A 15,893-nucleotide genomic window follows, 5' to 3' on the forward strand; every position below is an offset into this window, starting at 1 on the left:
CTGGCTCACGAACCCGGAGTTCATTCAGCGTACTTGTCGCGATTGCGGATAGCGATGCCTAATCGACATGGAGCTCACTTCTTGCGGATCTGGACAATTCCAGTAGGCCATCCACAAGTGCGGTCATTTCAGCGCTGCTTTCTTGCAAAAACCCGAGATACATCCGTGCCTGTTCGTCCAGTTGGTCGCTGTAATCCTCGATTAACGCAGCACTAAAACCGTCCAACGCACGCAAAGGGGCTCGAAGGTCATGGGATACGGTATAGGAAAACGACTCCAATTCCTGATTGGCAGCCTGTAACTCACTGGTACGCTCATTTACCAGACGTTCCAGTTCTTCCGCGTTGTTGCGCAGCGCCTCTTCCACCTGGAGACGCTCATACTCGGTGCCAAGGCGCAATGCAAAGAGCTCCAGAATACCTTCCAGAATCGGTGACAAATCAAAATGATTGCGACTCATGACAGACAGCACACCCATTATGGCACCCTCCCGGCCTCGAACCGGGACACCCGCATAACTATTAACCTGATGCGCCCGCAACCACTGATCTTCGGGAAATAAACTGGCGACATCTTTTGGATACGTGACGGATCCAGCATTAATCACAGCTTCTGCGGCAGTTCCGGCAATCGGGAACGAAAAGTTCGGGGCAAGGCGACCTTCTTCAACAAAGGCCACGCTGGTCATCATCCCCGTGCGGGCTTGATCCAACAGGGCAATCGCGCAGTACTCCAGATCAAGCGATTCCGCAAGGTAACGAACCAGACGCTCGAAATAGACTTTCCCCGTCGCCCCCCCCATGCCACTTACCGCTTTCTGTAACATGGCATTGAACTGCTGCTGAGCCCGATCCCGGGCATAATTGGTCAATCCATAGGAGATATTGCCACTCATCTGGTTGAGAAGCGCAATGATTTCGCCGTCAAACATATCCGGTTTGAGGGTGCACATATTAAAGGTGGCAATGGGTACGCGATCGAAAAACAGAGGGAAAGCAGCGATGGACATCAATTCTGCCTCTGAATCTCCGCTCGTGTCACCCACCACACCGGTTGTTTCTGCGGCATGGCACGCTCGTTGAAAAATTCGATATTGTTGTTCTTGCAATACCGAATTTTCGTTGCGAATCAGACTCAATTCCTGATTCATACTCACGGGAATCTGAGTCTTGCCGGCATAATCAGCACGGATTTCTCCGCTCGCCCCCTCATCCCAGCAGATCACCCAGGCACGATCAAACCCGGCAAACTCAACCGCGATCCGGGTTGCGGCTTGATAAAGTGCACCAGGATTATCCAGCCGCAAAACAGACAGATTGATTTCACTCAGTGCGTGATACAAATTCTTTTGCCGTTCCGTCAGGGCCATGGCACAGTCCCGCTCTGCCAGCGCGACAGTTAGCTGGACATTGGAGTGATTCAAATCCGCAGTCCGCTTTTGCACACGCTCTTCGAGAAAATCACGGGCTTCTGCCAGCGCCTCATTCTTGGACTCCAGCTCCCGGCGCGTCTGGGACAAACTCAGTTGAGTATTCACGCGGGCCAATACTTCTGTGAACTGAAACGGTTTGGTGATGTAATCAACCCCCCCCGCATCAAAAGCTTTCACTTTATCTTCAACCGCATCCATCGCGCTGATAAAAATAACCGGAATACTGGCCGTCTCACCTTGAGATTTCAAACGCTCACAAACGGCATAACCATCCATATCCGGCATCCGGATATCCAGCAAAATGAGATCCGGCAACAAACGATCAATTGTTTTAAGCGCCGCACTTCCACCCAATGCGGGCCGGACCCGATAGCCTGCTTTCTCCAAAACACCGGAAAGAACTTTAAGATTTGTCGGGTTATCATCCACGATGAGAATGTTAGGCGGATCCTGAGCCACCTCAACAGCCTGATTCACTTCGGACTCGGGATGGCTGTCAGTTGCGTTTTCCGTTCGATTGGCCGGCTTCACTGAATACGATGAAGTGTCTATCGAGTTACTCATGCACGACTCCGGTCCAGTAGGGTTTGATGGGTGGCGGGCATTCCAATGCACTTGTATTCCAATGTACTTTCAATCCAGTGCACTCGGCACTGAGCTACTCAGTACCGAATTCCAGATTCTCTTCTAAAAAATAGTCCCCTATTTCAAAATCAGCAATACTCAAGCGCTATTGGGATGCTTCGACAGCTTTGAATATCGCATCGTAATCATATTCGTCGAGACATTGACTGAGGTAGGCGGCAAATTCCTGTTCGGAGTCATCCAGCTCTGCTATACAGTCCTTCACTTCCTGAGCCATACTTAATTCCAGTGCTTCTTTTATCCGCCGACACCAATCTTCAGAAAGCCTGGATTGCGCAACAAAATTTCGAGCGATGTGCTCCGGGTCTTCACTGAGTTCAGCGGGCGTTTTCTCATACACAAATTTCATTCCCAGGCGATCACCCACAACTTTTAACAAATCATGCTGTCGGTAAGGCTTACGCAGAAAATCATCGGCCCCCTCGGACAGGATCGACTTTTTCTCTTCTTCAAACGCACTGGCAGTGATCGCCGCAATTGGCGTTTTTCGACCCTCTTCTGTTGCTTTGATCCGACGGATGGCCTCCAGACCATCCACTTTAGGCATACGCATATCCATTAGCACGAAATCAGGGCGGGTTTCATGAAAGCGATCAATTGCCTCCTGACCATCGATTGCCTGCACGATATTGAGTCCGAAGCGCGACAGGATTTGACTGGCGAGGCGACGGTTATCTTCCTCATCATCAACGACCAGTACCGTTTTCTGCACAGAAGCGGGTTCCAGACCGATGATCGTTGCATTGCTCCAATCTTCATCGACTCCCGCCTCAGCCTCGGCGGCGTTGAAATGAAAATAAAAGGTTGTGCCCTGGCCCAGTACACTTTCGAACGACACGTCCCCCCCCAGCAGTTGCGCATAGGAGCGACTGATTGCCAAACCGATTCCCGTACTGTCCGGCGCTTTTTGACCGACAAGCGCCTGTTCAAAATAGGCAAAAACCCGTTTGCGATCCTGTTCATCGATGCCGGGACCGGTGTCATGTACATTGACCTGAATTTCAAACTGGCCCGTTTGCACAACCTCCGCAGCAATATCCACGCTCACCCCGCCTTGCACCGTGAATTTGATGGCATTTCCGAGAATATTGATCAACACCTGCCTGATTTTACCCTCATCACTACAAATCATCGTTGGCAGAGAATCTGACACGGAAAAGCGCAAGTACAGACCTTTTTTGTCGGTACGCAATACGAACATCTGGTGCAACTCGGACACGAGTTTTTTCAGGTTGAATACACGATTCACCACCGTAACCCGACCTGCTTCGATTTTGGAAATATCGAGGATGTCATTAATTAATCCCAAAAGGTGGTTGCCCGCGGTATTGATGGAACGGATCGACTTTTGTTGGTCCGGAGCAAAGTTACTCTCATTCAATAGCAACTCTGAAAACCCCAAAATAGCGTTCATGGGTGTCCGTATTTCATGTGACATATTGGCGAGAAAGGTCGTTTTCGCCTGATTTGCACGGTCAGCATCTACTTTTGCCCGCTCTAGTTCGAGATTCTGTTCCTGTAAAATTGCCGAAAACTTTTCCAGCTCCTTTTTCGAGTAGGACAACATCAGAAATAGCCAGATTGCACACCCCAACAGGACGAAAACACCCAGCACGCCGAGATAGGTAAAGATTAATACCGTGCCACGCCATTCGATATCGAGCGCGCCGATCAGTTCGCCACGGTACTCCACATCGGTGTAGAAACGATAACGGGGTAACAGTTGTAATGTGTCCAGAAACTGCTCGATTTGACTGGTTTTGTTGCCAGGTAAATCAATAAACGTCACATCGGGCAATACGGCGACATGGAGGTGTTCGTAGTTGTTGGCATCAATCACAAACTCCAGATAGGACATCGGTGTGAACTGATCATAGGCCCACAGTGCACTGCTCAGTACTTGTGCATGTTGAGTCACATAGGCGCGATTACGCTCCAGAATAATTTGGTGCAGGAAGAATATAACGACAAAAAATGCCAGCGTCAGACCCAGCAGTGGCATTAACAGTTTTGGATTTTTTCTTGGCATCAGGCGTTCCCAATTCGGAACTGACTTATCTCTTCATCAGCATAGCTCAATTCTGCAAAGGAATGACCAAACAACACGCCTCATTTGTTGATAGAACGAATTTCAGGCACAACAGAGGCTAAATAAGAAACGGCAACAGGCCATAAAGTCTGTCAACAATAAATAACAATCCTGATCTGGCTGGCTACGTCTGCTGACACTATGCTTTTCTATGAAAGCACTAAAGAACGCACTAAAGGACAGCCAGCACATGGAAACCAGCTCTTCAGATGACAGCTTACCTGCCAACAAGGACCTGATCTGGGATGTGGGGGCCACGCACTATCGCGAGCGCGCCACTCGATTCGTCCGGCAATTCGAAAACCGGCTGTGCGTATTCTCCAACAGTGTAGAACAGCTCTACACGAATTACTCAATGTACTTGCCGGAGGATCAGGAACGAAACCTCATTATCATCCCCGATCCCTATGCCTTTCATGATACATTCCACCATGTTGAGCGGGAGTGTGTCAGTCAAACCTCGCTCTACATTATCCCGGGAGAGGTCGTTAAGCGGCCGGGTCTGTTTATCATGATGCCCAGTAAAAACAGTGCACAAAAACCCAAACTGTTGCCGCTCAGCCAGGTTCTGAAACTGTTTATTCAGCACAGACCCGCGGATGACCCATTTCTGCCGGTACTGGTCAAGGGTGATTTGAAGCCGTTCAACAAACACCTGCCATGCTTACGCCTGCATCGGCTGGAACCCAATAAAATCACCCGCATGTCCGAATTTTCGAGAAAGGATCTTCGCAATGCGATTGTCAGCAGACTGGAAGAGCTGCAGGAATATGCCCAAGGACTGCAATAAGCAGATTACCAGTTCGAATGTCGTGTTGATTCATCCTGTGTTTTCATGGCATCAAATACATACACGGTAGAACCAGACTCAGTGACCTCAACAGTTCCGCCCCCCTTACGAATGAAGGTCTCCAGAATGTCAGTGACCTGATCCAGTGTCAGCGGTGAATCGGAGGCAAGTTCAAACGCCGTGACCCGATAATCACGACGGCGAATCTGGTTCAGAACCATGCGTTCGTTCGCCTCATAGTGCTCGCTCTGTTGTTGTTTTACACCTTTCCAGATGGCCCAGCCACTCGGTGCCAGTAGCAATGCACCGGCGATCATACCCGCCACACTGGATCCCGCTGCAAGTAACGTCACCGCACCTGCCGCGACACCACCACCGCCGATCAGTTGCATTTTGCGGGATTCCGGCATACCCGTTTCCGAAACAGCCGGACTAACCTGTTGCCGGGGTTCTGGCCGTACCGGATTCTCACTTTTCGGTTTTGGGGCACTCAACCTTGGTGCGGTAAAACCATGGAGCTCCCCCAGTCGACTCAAACCATCCGAATATCCCTGGCCAAGGGCCTTGATACGCCATTCAGGGTCGGTGTGATTACGTTGGTAACGATAGATTTCAAGCATTACGACGCAGTTATAATTCCGCTGACGTGTCTCCAGGGTAAAATGGCAAACGGGCTGTGCGGTGCTCGCACTGGTCAACCGGGCATCAACGAAATCTGCGGATGAAAATCGTTTTCCACTGCCCGCCCTCACTGCAATCAGTTGCAATCGCTGGATATCCTCCGGCAGCGCATCCAGCGTTAACCGAATCTGGTTCGGCTCATAAACAATGGCTTCCTGTCTGAATTTCGGGTTCGCCTGATAGATAAAATCCTTGATATTATTAACCTTGCCCTCCCGATTCAGCGCCATAGCCGTTAATTCCATATCATCCAGGCCCGGTACCGTCCTGACCTGCCAACACAGACTTTTGATATGGTCGAAATGCCCGGTGATCGGCAGTGTTTGGCCTGAGACGAGCTCAACACCATTTTGCAAGTCTATCTCGATTTCACGCCTTTGAGCCGGTGGCTCGGGCTGATCCCGGGTAGCGGATGAAGCTTTCGGCGCTACGACTGGCTCAATCCTTACGGGCTCTGACTGAGGTTCCGGCAGAAGATCATCCGGTAACACGGAATCATAGCGACCCATAACTTGAACAAGAGACTCCCGCCAGGATTTCAACAGAAAACGTAACTTCCATTGTCCTTTATGGCGGTATACTTCGAAGAGTGCCAATGCGGCGGTAGCAGGATCACAAGCGGTGATATTCATGCGCAACATGGTTGATTTTGACTCGGGCTGCCCGGAAGAATCGAGCAACAGGACGTGAACCCGGATTTGAATATGACTCACCTGACGCAACGTTGAATTGCTGGCCTTCAGATCTGCAAGCATAAACTTGACGCGTTCAGCGGGCACCGAGGGCTCGCCAAGTTGTAGCGTGAATCGTTTACCCAACGACTCCCGTTGCAGCCAGCGACCCAGAGCAGGTTGACCGGCGTAGATAAAACTACCGGTAAAGTCCGCTTTTTTTTGATCATCCAATGCCAGTGCAAACACTTCGGGATGACTATTGTCAGAAGCACTTCTCCACCCGATATCAATTAAAACGGACTGCTCCGCCGCCAAAGAAACAGACTGCCCTGCCACTAATTCCATCGTAATCTCATGTCCAATTTAATAAATAGTCTGACCGATAAGCTCCACTCTAAGTTTACGGTGTTCCCGGGGAGCTTCAAGTGCAAGGGAAGCAATTCTATACATCACCCGAAAACATCTTGTAGAAACAGCGTTATGCACCCCGACCTGCAATGAATATCGCTTACCAATGCGTCGAAATTACCGATAAAAATCAAACTCAAGTGTAAAAAAGTAGCATTTAACATATTGTTTTTTATCATTTTTTGATTTATTGGAGATATAGGTGTAATCTTTCCGGGGATACCTACTCAAACTCAGTGCCAGCTCCATTTGAGCACTCCCAACATCACGCAGGCCTAATCAAATGAAAGGTGAAAAGAAAATTGTGTCGGCGCTGAATGGCGTTTTAACCAGCGAACTGACATCAATAAATCAATACTTTTTGCATGCCCGAATGTACCGCAATTGGGGATTAAAAGAACTGGACGAAGTGTGTTACAAAAAGTCCATTCGGGACATGAAACAGTCCGACAAACTCATTGAACGCATTCTCTTCCTTGAAGGCCTGCCCAACCTGCAGAAACTGGGCAAACTGAATATTGGCGAGCATACCGAAGAAATGCTGCAGGCAGACCTCACTTTTGAACTGGACCAGCTTCCGATATTGAAAGAAGCCATCGCCTTATGTGAGACCACACAAGACTATGTCAGCCGGGAATTGCTTGAATCGATTCTGGAAGATGAAGAAGAGCACATTGACTGGATCGAGACCCAACAGTACCAGATCAAAAAAATGGGTATTGAAAATTACCTGCAAGCACAAATTTCAGACGACTAAAGGGGAACGCTCATGAAAGGTAAGGCTGTCATTATTGATGCGCTAAATGGTTTATTGGCCAGTGAGCTGACTGCAATGGACCAATATTTTATTCACTCCCGTATGTATGAAGACTGGGGTCTGCATAAACTGTATGAGCGAATCGACCACGAATTTGAAGATGAAAAAGGTCATGCATCCAAATTGATTACCCGTATTCTGTTTCTCGAAGGCACGCCGGATATGACCAAGCGCGACGCCATCCGTGTTGGCAAGGACGTACCTTCCATGCTGGAGAATGACCTTAAAGTCGAATACGATGTCGATGCCCGATTAAAAGAAGCGATTGCGCTGTGCGAAACAGAACAGGACTACGTTACCCGCAGTATGCTGGAAACCCTGTTGGATGATACTGAAATGGATCATGCTTACTGGCTTGAACAACAGTTAGGTCTGATCAAGAAAGTGGGTATCAAGAATTATCTGCAATCACAAATGTAAGCCGGATAACCAGAATACCAGGCACCCGTTACCCGGCCTTTGCGCCGGGTAACGGGCTTCAAATTGATCCGATTCCGACAATCAGGCCACAGCCACCCACTCCCGGAACTGAATACCGTTTCGGCCGCCATTTTTCACCGAGTACATCGCTTCATCGGCCTGCATCAATAATTGATCCAGCAATAAACCGGAGTCTGCAGGCATTTTTTGCAATGGCGGCAGGGATACCACTCCGAAACTCGCTGTAATGTTTAACACGCCCCCTGAGGGTTCGATAAATTGCAATTGACTCAATACACTGTGCAATCGCTTGACCAGATTTTCTGCCTGATCCGTTTCCGTCGAGTTCAGCAGAATAACAAACTCTTCCCCGCCATAGCGGCCAAACAAATCGCCTTCCCGGCACTCAGCCTTTAGTGCCCGCGTTAACTCGGTGAGCACATCGTCGCCCATGGCATGGCCGTAATCATCGTTAATTTGTTTAAAATGGTCGACATCGAACATGACCAGTGTCAGCGGCCGCTGGTAACGCAGGGCGTTGCTGACCTCCAGTGCAGCCGCCTCCATAAAGGCACGACGGTTCAGGATTTTCGTAAGATAGTCTTCCCGCGCCAACTGCTCCAGCTGCAATTTGCTCTCGTTCAGCTCACGGGTACGTTCGGCAACTTTATGTTCCAGGGAATGGGTTAACGAATGCAGCATCACTTGCTGTTTCCAGTCTTTCACCAGATAAACCGCGAGCGAGGCAAAGGTATAAAACACCAGCCCCCATTGACCTGTCTTCCCGATCCAGTCAATCAAACCATGGGCGCTGAGCATATCCAGTAACAGGGATACAAATAGAGCCGTAATACCGAATAACACCAGGAGACCCTGACTCCCCACTCGCCGAAACCGGGCATAACAGCCGGCCCAGAGCACTAATACAGAAACAATGAAAAAAACATCGAAATACGGGTAAGCATTTACAAAACTGAAATCAGAAAAGACAGAGAGCAACGCCACCGTGACCGGGAACAAGAGCGTGATGACCAACATTGGAGCCGCCACTTTCGGGGGTGAACGTTTGAACCATTCTCGAATACCCCATGCCAGAAACACCGGAATCATAAAATAGGTGAACGCGGCAATATAGCGCCAGGTCAACGGATCGAGCCAGACCAGTTGACTGAATTCGTTCTCAGCAAAAATCATTAATGCCAGATCAATCGACAAACAGCCGTTTGCCAGCGCGACCCCGCGGTCTTTCTTGATCATGCCTAAAATCATACTGATCACGCCAACCAATAACACAGTGATGGCAATAAAGGTACCCGGAAGTCCCCGGGCATATACCCGCTCCAGTAACTCCGATTTATCATCCAGTGAGATTTCACCGGACAGACCCAGGAAGGGGTAATCTGAAAATACTCTGAAGTACATCACCCCTGAACCGGAAACATCGGCTACCGGGACAAGATGCCAGGGCCAGCCAGCAAAGTGGCTCTCCCCTTCCGGAGTAATTTCGCCAAATTGATAGACGTTACGGCCCGCTGCAAACACCTGCAAGGTCAAATCAACACTGTTAATAAACAGATAGGGATTTTTCCATTGTCCTTCAGGCACTTGCAATCGTATCCAGGCAATGTTGTGGCTGCCTTTGTCGGGTATCACATCGGGAAAGCGGATCGGTGTCCAGTGCGGATGATCAAATTGCCAGGTACCTGTCGTCTCGGAAACCGGCAGGTCGCCCCATGAATAGGACCAAAGCCCGTCAAAATCGAGCGATAGCGGCTGACGCTCATTTTCAGGGGACGCAGAGAGCGGCGCAGATAATAGCATGCAGAGAACGCTGATGACGAACACCGAAAAACCACTCAGGGTGCTTGCAATCCTGTCAGATAAATCTACTTTCGGAAACTGCACGGCACTACACTCAGACGAACCTGTTCAGTGAATGGAAACAAACATGGCACACGCAATCGACAGTGATTGAGGCTCACCGGCGCTCACGATAACACCTCGATTACAGTGGTTAGTATATAACCAATTATATCGCACTGCCATAGCGCCGGGGCGGCCACTAACTTTCAAACCGCCCTTGAAGAGACTTGATTCGCGATCCTGTTTTGATTAGATCACTTGCTTCGATAAACTACCCTGTTTTAATTAACCATCCTGCTTTAACTGTTTGTAGGTTTGCCGCTCATAATCTGTCAGCGCGCGATAGTTTTTAAGGTAGAACGAGCTGGGCCGCCAGGTGGCCTCCTCAAAGATATAGGTCACATTTTTCCGATAGTAATACAGCCGTGCACCTTCCCGGCCCTCATCTGTGGTGTATTCGTAAATAAAGTCCGGTGCGCCATGTTCTCGCACAAAACCGGAGAGTGAATCCCGATAATCCTGCATATAGCGTAACCGTTGATAACCCAGGCTTTCGGCGCTGGAATCGACCAGCAAATACCGGTTTTGAGCGTTATCTTTCGTGTAACCCATCATAAATCCGGAACAACCGGAAAAAATTGGGATCAACAGGATAAACAAAAGGATTACCAGTCGATTACAATGAAAAATTGAATTTTGCATAATGTTAATATCCTTGTTTTGGTCGTACTCCTTGACCATCAGCCCGCTGATGGCAGCGGCTATTATAACGCCGCCAGAACCACGATGGACACCGAAGACAAAAGCGGACCCGAAGGAAACCTGAAAAATGAGCATTAGAGACCTGAAATGGCGCGATATTGAAGCTGTTTCCGAACTGCTGCAACGATCATTCAACCATTCGATTGCCCCCACGCTAAGCAATGAGGGGGTTGCCACGTTTATGAAGGTTGCAGAACCACAGGCACTGGCACTCCGGTTACGGGAAGACTATCAAGGGTATGTGTACGAACAAAATGACGTCGTAGTGGGTGTCATTGAAGTGAAAGAAATGCGCCATATCGCCACACTGTTTGTCCATCCGGACTATCAACATCGGGGAATCGGATTTGCACTGGTAAATCATGCATTACAAAGCCTTGCCGGTCATACAATCACCGTCAGGGCATCGTTACCCTCCGTCCCCGCCTACCAGAGATATGGTTTCCGGATTACCGAACCGGCTGCAGAATATCAAGGCTTGCAGTACCAACCGATGGCGATCACCCTGGCCCCAAATACGGCACTGGCCCCAAACCAAACAACACCGACCACCACGTGAATATACCACCATGTCAGAGCACGCTGCGGATCATAGTGTTTTAAAGCTTTTTCATCCCGCTATCCAAAACTGGTTTTCAGACATCGGCCGGCCGACAGAAATACAGTCCTTGTCCTGGCCCCGTATCGCCGAGGGAAAACACTGCCTGATCAGCGCGCCAACGGGCAGCGGGAAAACACTGACAGCCTTCCTCTGGTCGATAAACCGCTTCCTCACCGGGGAACTCAAAGCGGGGCAGACCCGGATTTTGTATATCTCACCACTCAAAGCACTGAATAACGATATCCGCGAAAACTTGCTGCTTCCCTTGCAACAGCTGCAAGCAGAGGTTGAACAAAAAGCAGAGGTTGAACAAAGCGGCGAATCTTTCCCTCTGATTCGGGTACAAACCCGCAGCGGAGACACCGACAGTAATGCGCGACGGCAGATGCTCCGGCAGCCACCGGATATCCTGATCACCACACCCGAAAGCCTGAATTTACTGCTCAGTTCACGCAGTGGCATCAGCCTGCTGGATCAACTGGATACCGTCATTCTGGATGAGTTGCACAGTCTGTTGGGTAACAAACGGGGAACGTATTTAATGTCTGCGATTGAACGACTGGTGCCTCTGTCCGGTGAATTTCAGCGCATTGCGCTGTCAGCCACCATTGAGCCCATGTCGGTCGCAGCGCGGTTTCTGGGCGGCTATCGATGTGAAGATACCGATAGTCCGGTTCCTTCATATATCGCCCGGGATGTGCAGATCCTGCAAGGACAGGGCGCTGGACAAAAATCCTATGAGGTTAATGTCCTCTATCCCGACCGCTTGCGCCAGCACGCGACCGATAAAACCCTCTGGGATTTTCTGGCAGAAGAGCTACTCGACGTTATCGCCAGAAATCGCTCGACGCTGATTTTCGTGAACAGTCGCGCGTTGTGCGAAAAGCTCACACTCAAAGTGAATACCGCCGCAAAACGCGTGGTGGCCTATGCCCATCACGGCTCCCTGTCAAAAGAATTGCGGAAAGAGGTGGAACAACGCTTAAAACAGGGCGAACTGGCAGCGATTATCGCAACCAGTTCACTGGAAATGGGTATTGATATCGGGGCACTTGACGAAGTGGTGCTCATTCAGACTGTTGATGCAATGGCTTCCGCTATCCAGCGCATTGGTCGAGCCGGTCACCGGGTTGGCGAAGTAAGTAAAGGCCTTTTTTTACCCACTCACGCCCAGGACTTTCTGGAAACGGCAGTATTGGCTGAAGCCGTATTAAATAAAACCATTGAACCGCTCAAACCCGTGCAATGCCCACTGGATGTGCTGGCGCAAGTCATCATATCCTGCACCGCAATCCAGTCATGGCCACTCACTACACTCTATAATCAACTACGGTGCTGTTCTGCATACCATGATCTGTCACGGGAGCAATTTGATCTGGTGCTCAATATGCTGGCGGGACAATACAGTGACAATCGTATTCGTGAACTGCAACGCCGTATCAATGTTGATCGAATCGCACAAACTGCAACCGCCACCAAAGGTGCGGTGCTAACGCTCTATCAGGCAGGGGGTGTCATTCCGGACCGGGGATATTTTCATCTGCGACATCAAGACAGTTCAGCCAAGATTGGCGAGCTGGATGAAGAGTTTGTCTGGGAAACCCGAGTCGGGCAAACGTTTACATTGGGCACCCAGAACTGGCAGATTCAGCGCATCACTCACAATGATGTCTTTGTCTTGCCAGGCAAACGGGGACCAACTCCGCCACCGTTCTGGAAGGCAGAAAGCTTGAATCGGAATGTACATTTTTCCGCTCGCATCGGGATTTTTCTAAAACGCATCAATACCGATCTCAGTGAAGCAAAGGAATCCCTTGATCCCCTCATTAACCTACTCCATCACCGCTATCTTCAATCCGAATACGCGCTTGACCTGTCCGCCAGCCGGGCATTGCTCACCTTTCTTGTCGAGCAACGCCAACACACTGGAGTTGAATTACCCCATCAGCATCATATCGTAATCGAGGAAGTGCATTCTTTTCTCGGTTATCAACAAGGACGGCAAATCGTAATACATACGTTTTGGGGGGCTCCCCTGAACCGGCCATTGGCGCTGGCACTGGAAGCCGCCTGGCAAAAGCAGTTTGGTGAACAAATAGAAATTTTCAGCAGCAATGACTGCCTGGTTCTGCAACTTCCCCACGGAATTGCAGCCGAGCAACTTTTGCATTTGGTTGCCGCAGAACAACTGGAGTCATTGTTACGTCAACGTCTCGAGGGATCAGGCTTTTTTGGTGCCCGATTCCGGGAATGCGCCGGTCGCGCACTCCTGCTCAGCAAAGGCCAATTCAATCAGCGACATCCGCTCTGGATGAGTCGTCTGCAATCCCAAAAATTATTGGATGTGGTGCGAAGTGCCGCCGATTTTCCAATACTGCTGGAGACGTGGCGTACCTGCTTTCAGGATGAATTTGACCTGACAGGCTTACGCACAAAGCTTGAGCAACTGGATAGCGGCGCTATTCGCTGGTCACTGTGCAGCGTCAATACCCCCAGCCCGATGGCTAAAAACATCGGCTGGGATCAAGTCAATCAATACATGTACATGGACGACACGCCCAAAAATCAGGCGGCTTCCAGCTTGAGTGACCAATTACTCCAGTCACTGGTATTCGATACAGAGAGCCGGCCCCAAATACCCCTCGACATCATTGCAGCGTTCAATACGAAACGACAACGATTGAGTGCGGGTTACGCACCCGATTCCCCCTCAGAACTGTTGGAATGGGTTAAGGAACGACTCATCATCCCCGCTGGCGAGTGGCGAGCTTTGCGAGCCGCCATGGCACAGGAATACGGACCGACCACACCGGATGAGTTTGAATCGGCGCTGGTTCAACGTCTGAGCATTTTAGAGGTTAATTCACCGTTACAGGCGAACGAGAACAAGATCTGTCTGGTTGTCGCCAATGAACAATTATTCGCGATCACCCAATTGTTCTATGCAAACCATGAGTATCTGTACTACCCCATCACACAGCGTCAGGACCATGCCGGTTCTGTTCCCGGTTCTGTTCCCGGCTCGGTTTCTGGTACTTCTCCCTGCAAAACGCACGACAATGCACAGCCTCTGAATCCTGAGCTGACGTTGAGTACCTGGCTTTTACAATGGCTGTCATTTTATGGACCCATGACTGTCAGCGCCATACAAGACAAATTGAATCTCGATCCGCACCAACTTGAGGATGCCTTGCTCGAGCTTGTCGAAGAAGACCGGTTAATTGCCGGTAACCTGATACAAACCGACCAGGATTTACCCCAATACTGCGAACGAAAAAACGTTGAGATCCTGATTTATCTGGCACGGCAGCACGCAACCCCTGCTTTTGAAGCCAAACCGCTGAATAGCTTGCCAGCATTTTTGTTTGATTGGCAGCTACAAGGCATTCACAATGAAGATCCACTTGAAGCGCTGGCCAATTTCATTGGAATGTTTTGCGGCTATCCGGCTCCAGCAGGATTTTGGGAGCAGGATCTGCTGACGTCTCGATTGCCGGATTATGATCCCCTGCAACTGGATCATCTGTTTAATGAAGCGGACATCCAGTGGCGAGGCACCGGCGAACGACAAATTACTTTCGGTTATTCCGGAGACCTGGAAATCTTGGCCGCTCAAGAGGTACCGGACACCTTGCCTGAATTGGGCTTTACAGAAATAACCGGGCGTTACCCGCTCGGTATTCTGGCAAGCCAGTCCGGCAAGGCAGAAGCGACATTGTTACCGGAACTCTGGCGATGTGTCTGGCGGGGACAGATCAGCAACGACAGTATTGCAGCCCTCCGGAAAGGCTTGCAACAACAATTCAAAGACCCGTCGAGTGCGCCATCTGCCGCTCCTGGCAGTTATAGCTCGCGACGCCCTTCTCAACGACTCTCACAACGTCGATTTAAATCCTGGAAGCAAGGTCTATCAATGCCCGGAAACTGGTATTCATGGGACAACGCCAATGCAATACCGGAGGATCTGAATCTACACTCTCCGGATCAACTTGAGCTGGAGAAAGACCGGGTTCGAGTGCTACTGGCCCGTTATGGCATTTTATTTCGAGAACTATTACAGAAGGAGTTACCTGAATTTCGCTGGGGCCGGGTTTTCAGGGCGTTACGGCTCATGGAACTGACCCGTGAAGTCCTGACGGGTCATTTTTTCGAGGATATACCCGGTCTTCAGTTTATTGATCCGACCGCTTTCAGGCGACTGCAACAAACGGATCAGGCATCCGGAATATACTGGCTCAGCGCCATTGATCCCTTGTCTTTTTGCGGCTCAGCCCTCAAACCACTGAAACATCAGCGCCCCAAGCGTTTGGACACAACTCACCTTGTATTTCGGGGCGTTGCTGTCGTCATGATCAGCTTCAAGCTGGGTAAAGTTCTGGAGATTAACATTGCACCGGATGACCCGGACTTGCCGGACGTGCTGAACCTGCTACACCATTTACTCTACCGGGAACCCCGCACTGCAAACTGTATCGAAATCGAGACCATCAACGATCAAACGGCACCTGACAGTCCTTATTTACCTGCACTCCAGGCCAGATTTGATGTCTTTCACGACCATCGCAAGGTCACATTGCAACGTCGGTTGACTTAAGTTTTGAGATTGGGATGAAAGAGAGTGTACATCCTCAAAAAGACGCGCTAGGATAACGGCACATCCAATTTGAAAAGCTTGAAATTTCCTGAATAACACAATGAACGCCAAACGCAC

At 49.9% G+C, this 15,893-nt stretch carries 10 protein-coding genes; 5 read left to right on the forward strand and 5 right to left on the reverse strand.

Features of this window, described 5'->3' with window-relative positions:
- Positions 1–58: 58 nt before the first annotated feature.
- Both OLMES_RS26755 and OLMES_RS26760 read right to left on the reverse strand, forming a co-directional pair.
- A complete protein-coding gene (locus OLMES_RS26755; protein ID WP_087464073.1) occupies positions 59–1,996 on the reverse strand; it encodes a response regulator in 1,938 nt (645 codons plus the stop codon).
- Between the two features lie 166 nt (positions 1,997–2,162).
- Positions 2,163–4,106, reverse strand: coding sequence for a response regulator (locus tag OLMES_RS26760; RefSeq protein ID WP_087464074.1), 1,944 nt, complete (start codon positions 4,104–4,106; stop codon positions 2,163–2,165).
- Between the two features lie 250 nt (positions 4,107–4,356).
- On the opposite strand from OLMES_RS26760, the gene OLMES_RS26765 reads away from it, so the two are divergent.
- Positions 4,357–4,956, forward strand: coding sequence for a hypothetical protein (locus OLMES_RS26765; protein ID WP_087464075.1), 600 nt, complete (start codon positions 4,357–4,359; stop codon positions 4,954–4,956).
- A gap of 5 nt (positions 4,957–4,961) precedes the next feature.
- Here OLMES_RS26765 and OLMES_RS26770 read toward each other — a convergent pair whose 3' ends face one another.
- Positions 4,962–6,656, reverse strand: coding sequence for a TerD family protein (locus OLMES_RS26770; protein ID WP_087464076.1), 1,695 nt, complete (start codon positions 6,654–6,656; stop codon positions 4,962–4,964).
- A 346-nt stretch (positions 6,657–7,002) separates the two neighbouring features.
- On the opposite strand from OLMES_RS26770, the gene bfr (OLMES_RS26775) reads away from it, so the two are divergent.
- Both bfr (OLMES_RS26775) and bfr (OLMES_RS26780) read left to right on the forward strand, forming a co-directional pair.
- Positions 7,003–7,476, forward strand: a complete 474-nt coding sequence (gene bfr / locus OLMES_RS26775; protein ID WP_087464077.1) for a bacterioferritin — start codon at positions 7,003–7,005, stop codon at positions 7,474–7,476.
- 12 nt (positions 7,477–7,488) lie between these two features.
- On the forward strand, positions 7,489–7,956 hold the full coding sequence (gene bfr, locus OLMES_RS26780) for a bacterioferritin (RefSeq protein WP_087464078.1): 468 nt from the start codon (positions 7,489–7,491) through the stop codon (positions 7,954–7,956).
- 81 nt (positions 7,957–8,037) lie between these two features.
- On the opposite strand, the gene OLMES_RS26785 is transcribed toward bfr (OLMES_RS26780), so the two are convergent.
- The gene (locus tag OLMES_RS26785; protein ID WP_157678642.1) at positions 8,038–9,777 is read right to left on the reverse strand and encodes a sensor domain-containing diguanylate cyclase; all 1,740 of its coding nucleotides are present in this window, start codon (positions 9,775–9,777) and stop codon (positions 8,038–8,040) included.
- Positions 9,778–10,104: 327 nt separating this feature from the next.
- Complete coding sequence (locus OLMES_RS26790) at positions 10,105–10,521, reverse strand: hypothetical protein (RefSeq protein WP_087464080.1); 417 nt, start codon at positions 10,519–10,521, stop codon at positions 10,105–10,107.
- Between the two features lie 127 nt (positions 10,522–10,648).
- Here OLMES_RS26790 and OLMES_RS26795 point away from each other — a divergent pair, with 127 nt between their 5' ends.
- Together OLMES_RS26795 and OLMES_RS26800 are read left to right on the forward strand one after the other, a co-directional pair.
- Positions 10,649–11,140 carry a GNAT family N-acetyltransferase gene (locus OLMES_RS26795; protein ID WP_087464081.1) on the forward strand — a complete coding sequence of 164 codons (492 nt, stop codon included), beginning with the start codon at positions 10,649–10,651 and terminating at the stop codon, positions 11,138–11,140.
- 10 nt (positions 11,141–11,150) lie between these two features.
- The gene (locus tag OLMES_RS26800; protein WP_198343147.1) at positions 11,151–15,776 is read left to right on the forward strand and encodes a DEAD/DEAH box helicase; all 4,626 of its coding nucleotides are present in this window, start codon (positions 11,151–11,153) and stop codon (positions 15,774–15,776) included.
- Positions 15,777–15,893 lie beyond the last annotated feature (117 nt).

Origin of the sequence: Oleiphilus messinensis (genome assembly GCF_002162375.1) — a bacterium.
GTDB lineage: Bacteria > Pseudomonadota > Gammaproteobacteria > Pseudomonadales > Oleiphilaceae > Oleiphilus > Oleiphilus messinensis.

Coding starts and splice junctions, on each gene's coding strand:
- OLMES_RS26760 (WP_087464074.1), bottom strand. CDS start 4,106: ATGCCAAGAAAAAATCCAAAACTGTTAATGCCACTGCTGGGTCTGACG.
- OLMES_RS26795 (WP_087464081.1), top strand. CDS start 10,649: ATGAGCATTAGAGACCTGAAATGGCGCGATATTGAAGCTGTTTCCGAA.
- OLMES_RS26790 (WP_087464080.1), bottom strand. CDS start 10,521: ATGCAAAATTCAATTTTTCATTGTAATCGACTGGTAATCCTTTTGTTT.
- OLMES_RS26765 (WP_087464075.1), top strand. CDS start 4,357: ATGGAAACCAGCTCTTCAGATGACAGCTTACCTGCCAACAAGGACCTG.
- OLMES_RS26800 (WP_198343147.1), top strand. CDS start 11,151: ATGTCAGAGCACGCTGCGGATCATAGTGTTTTAAAGCTTTTTCATCCC.
- bfr (WP_087464077.1), top strand. CDS start 7,003: ATGAAAGGTGAAAAGAAAATTGTGTCGGCGCTGAATGGCGTTTTAACC.
- OLMES_RS26755 (WP_087464073.1), bottom strand. CDS start 1,996: ATGAGTAACTCGATAGACACTTCATCGTATTCAGTGAAGCCGGCCAAT.
- OLMES_RS26770 (WP_087464076.1), bottom strand. CDS start 6,656: ATGGAATTAGTGGCAGGGCAGTCTGTTTCTTTGGCGGCGGAGCAGTCC.
- OLMES_RS26785 (WP_157678642.1), bottom strand. CDS start 9,777: ATGCTATTATCTGCGCCGCTCTCTGCGTCCCCTGAAAATGAGCGTCAG.
- bfr (WP_087464078.1), top strand. CDS start 7,489: ATGAAAGGTAAGGCTGTCATTATTGATGCGCTAAATGGTTTATTGGCC.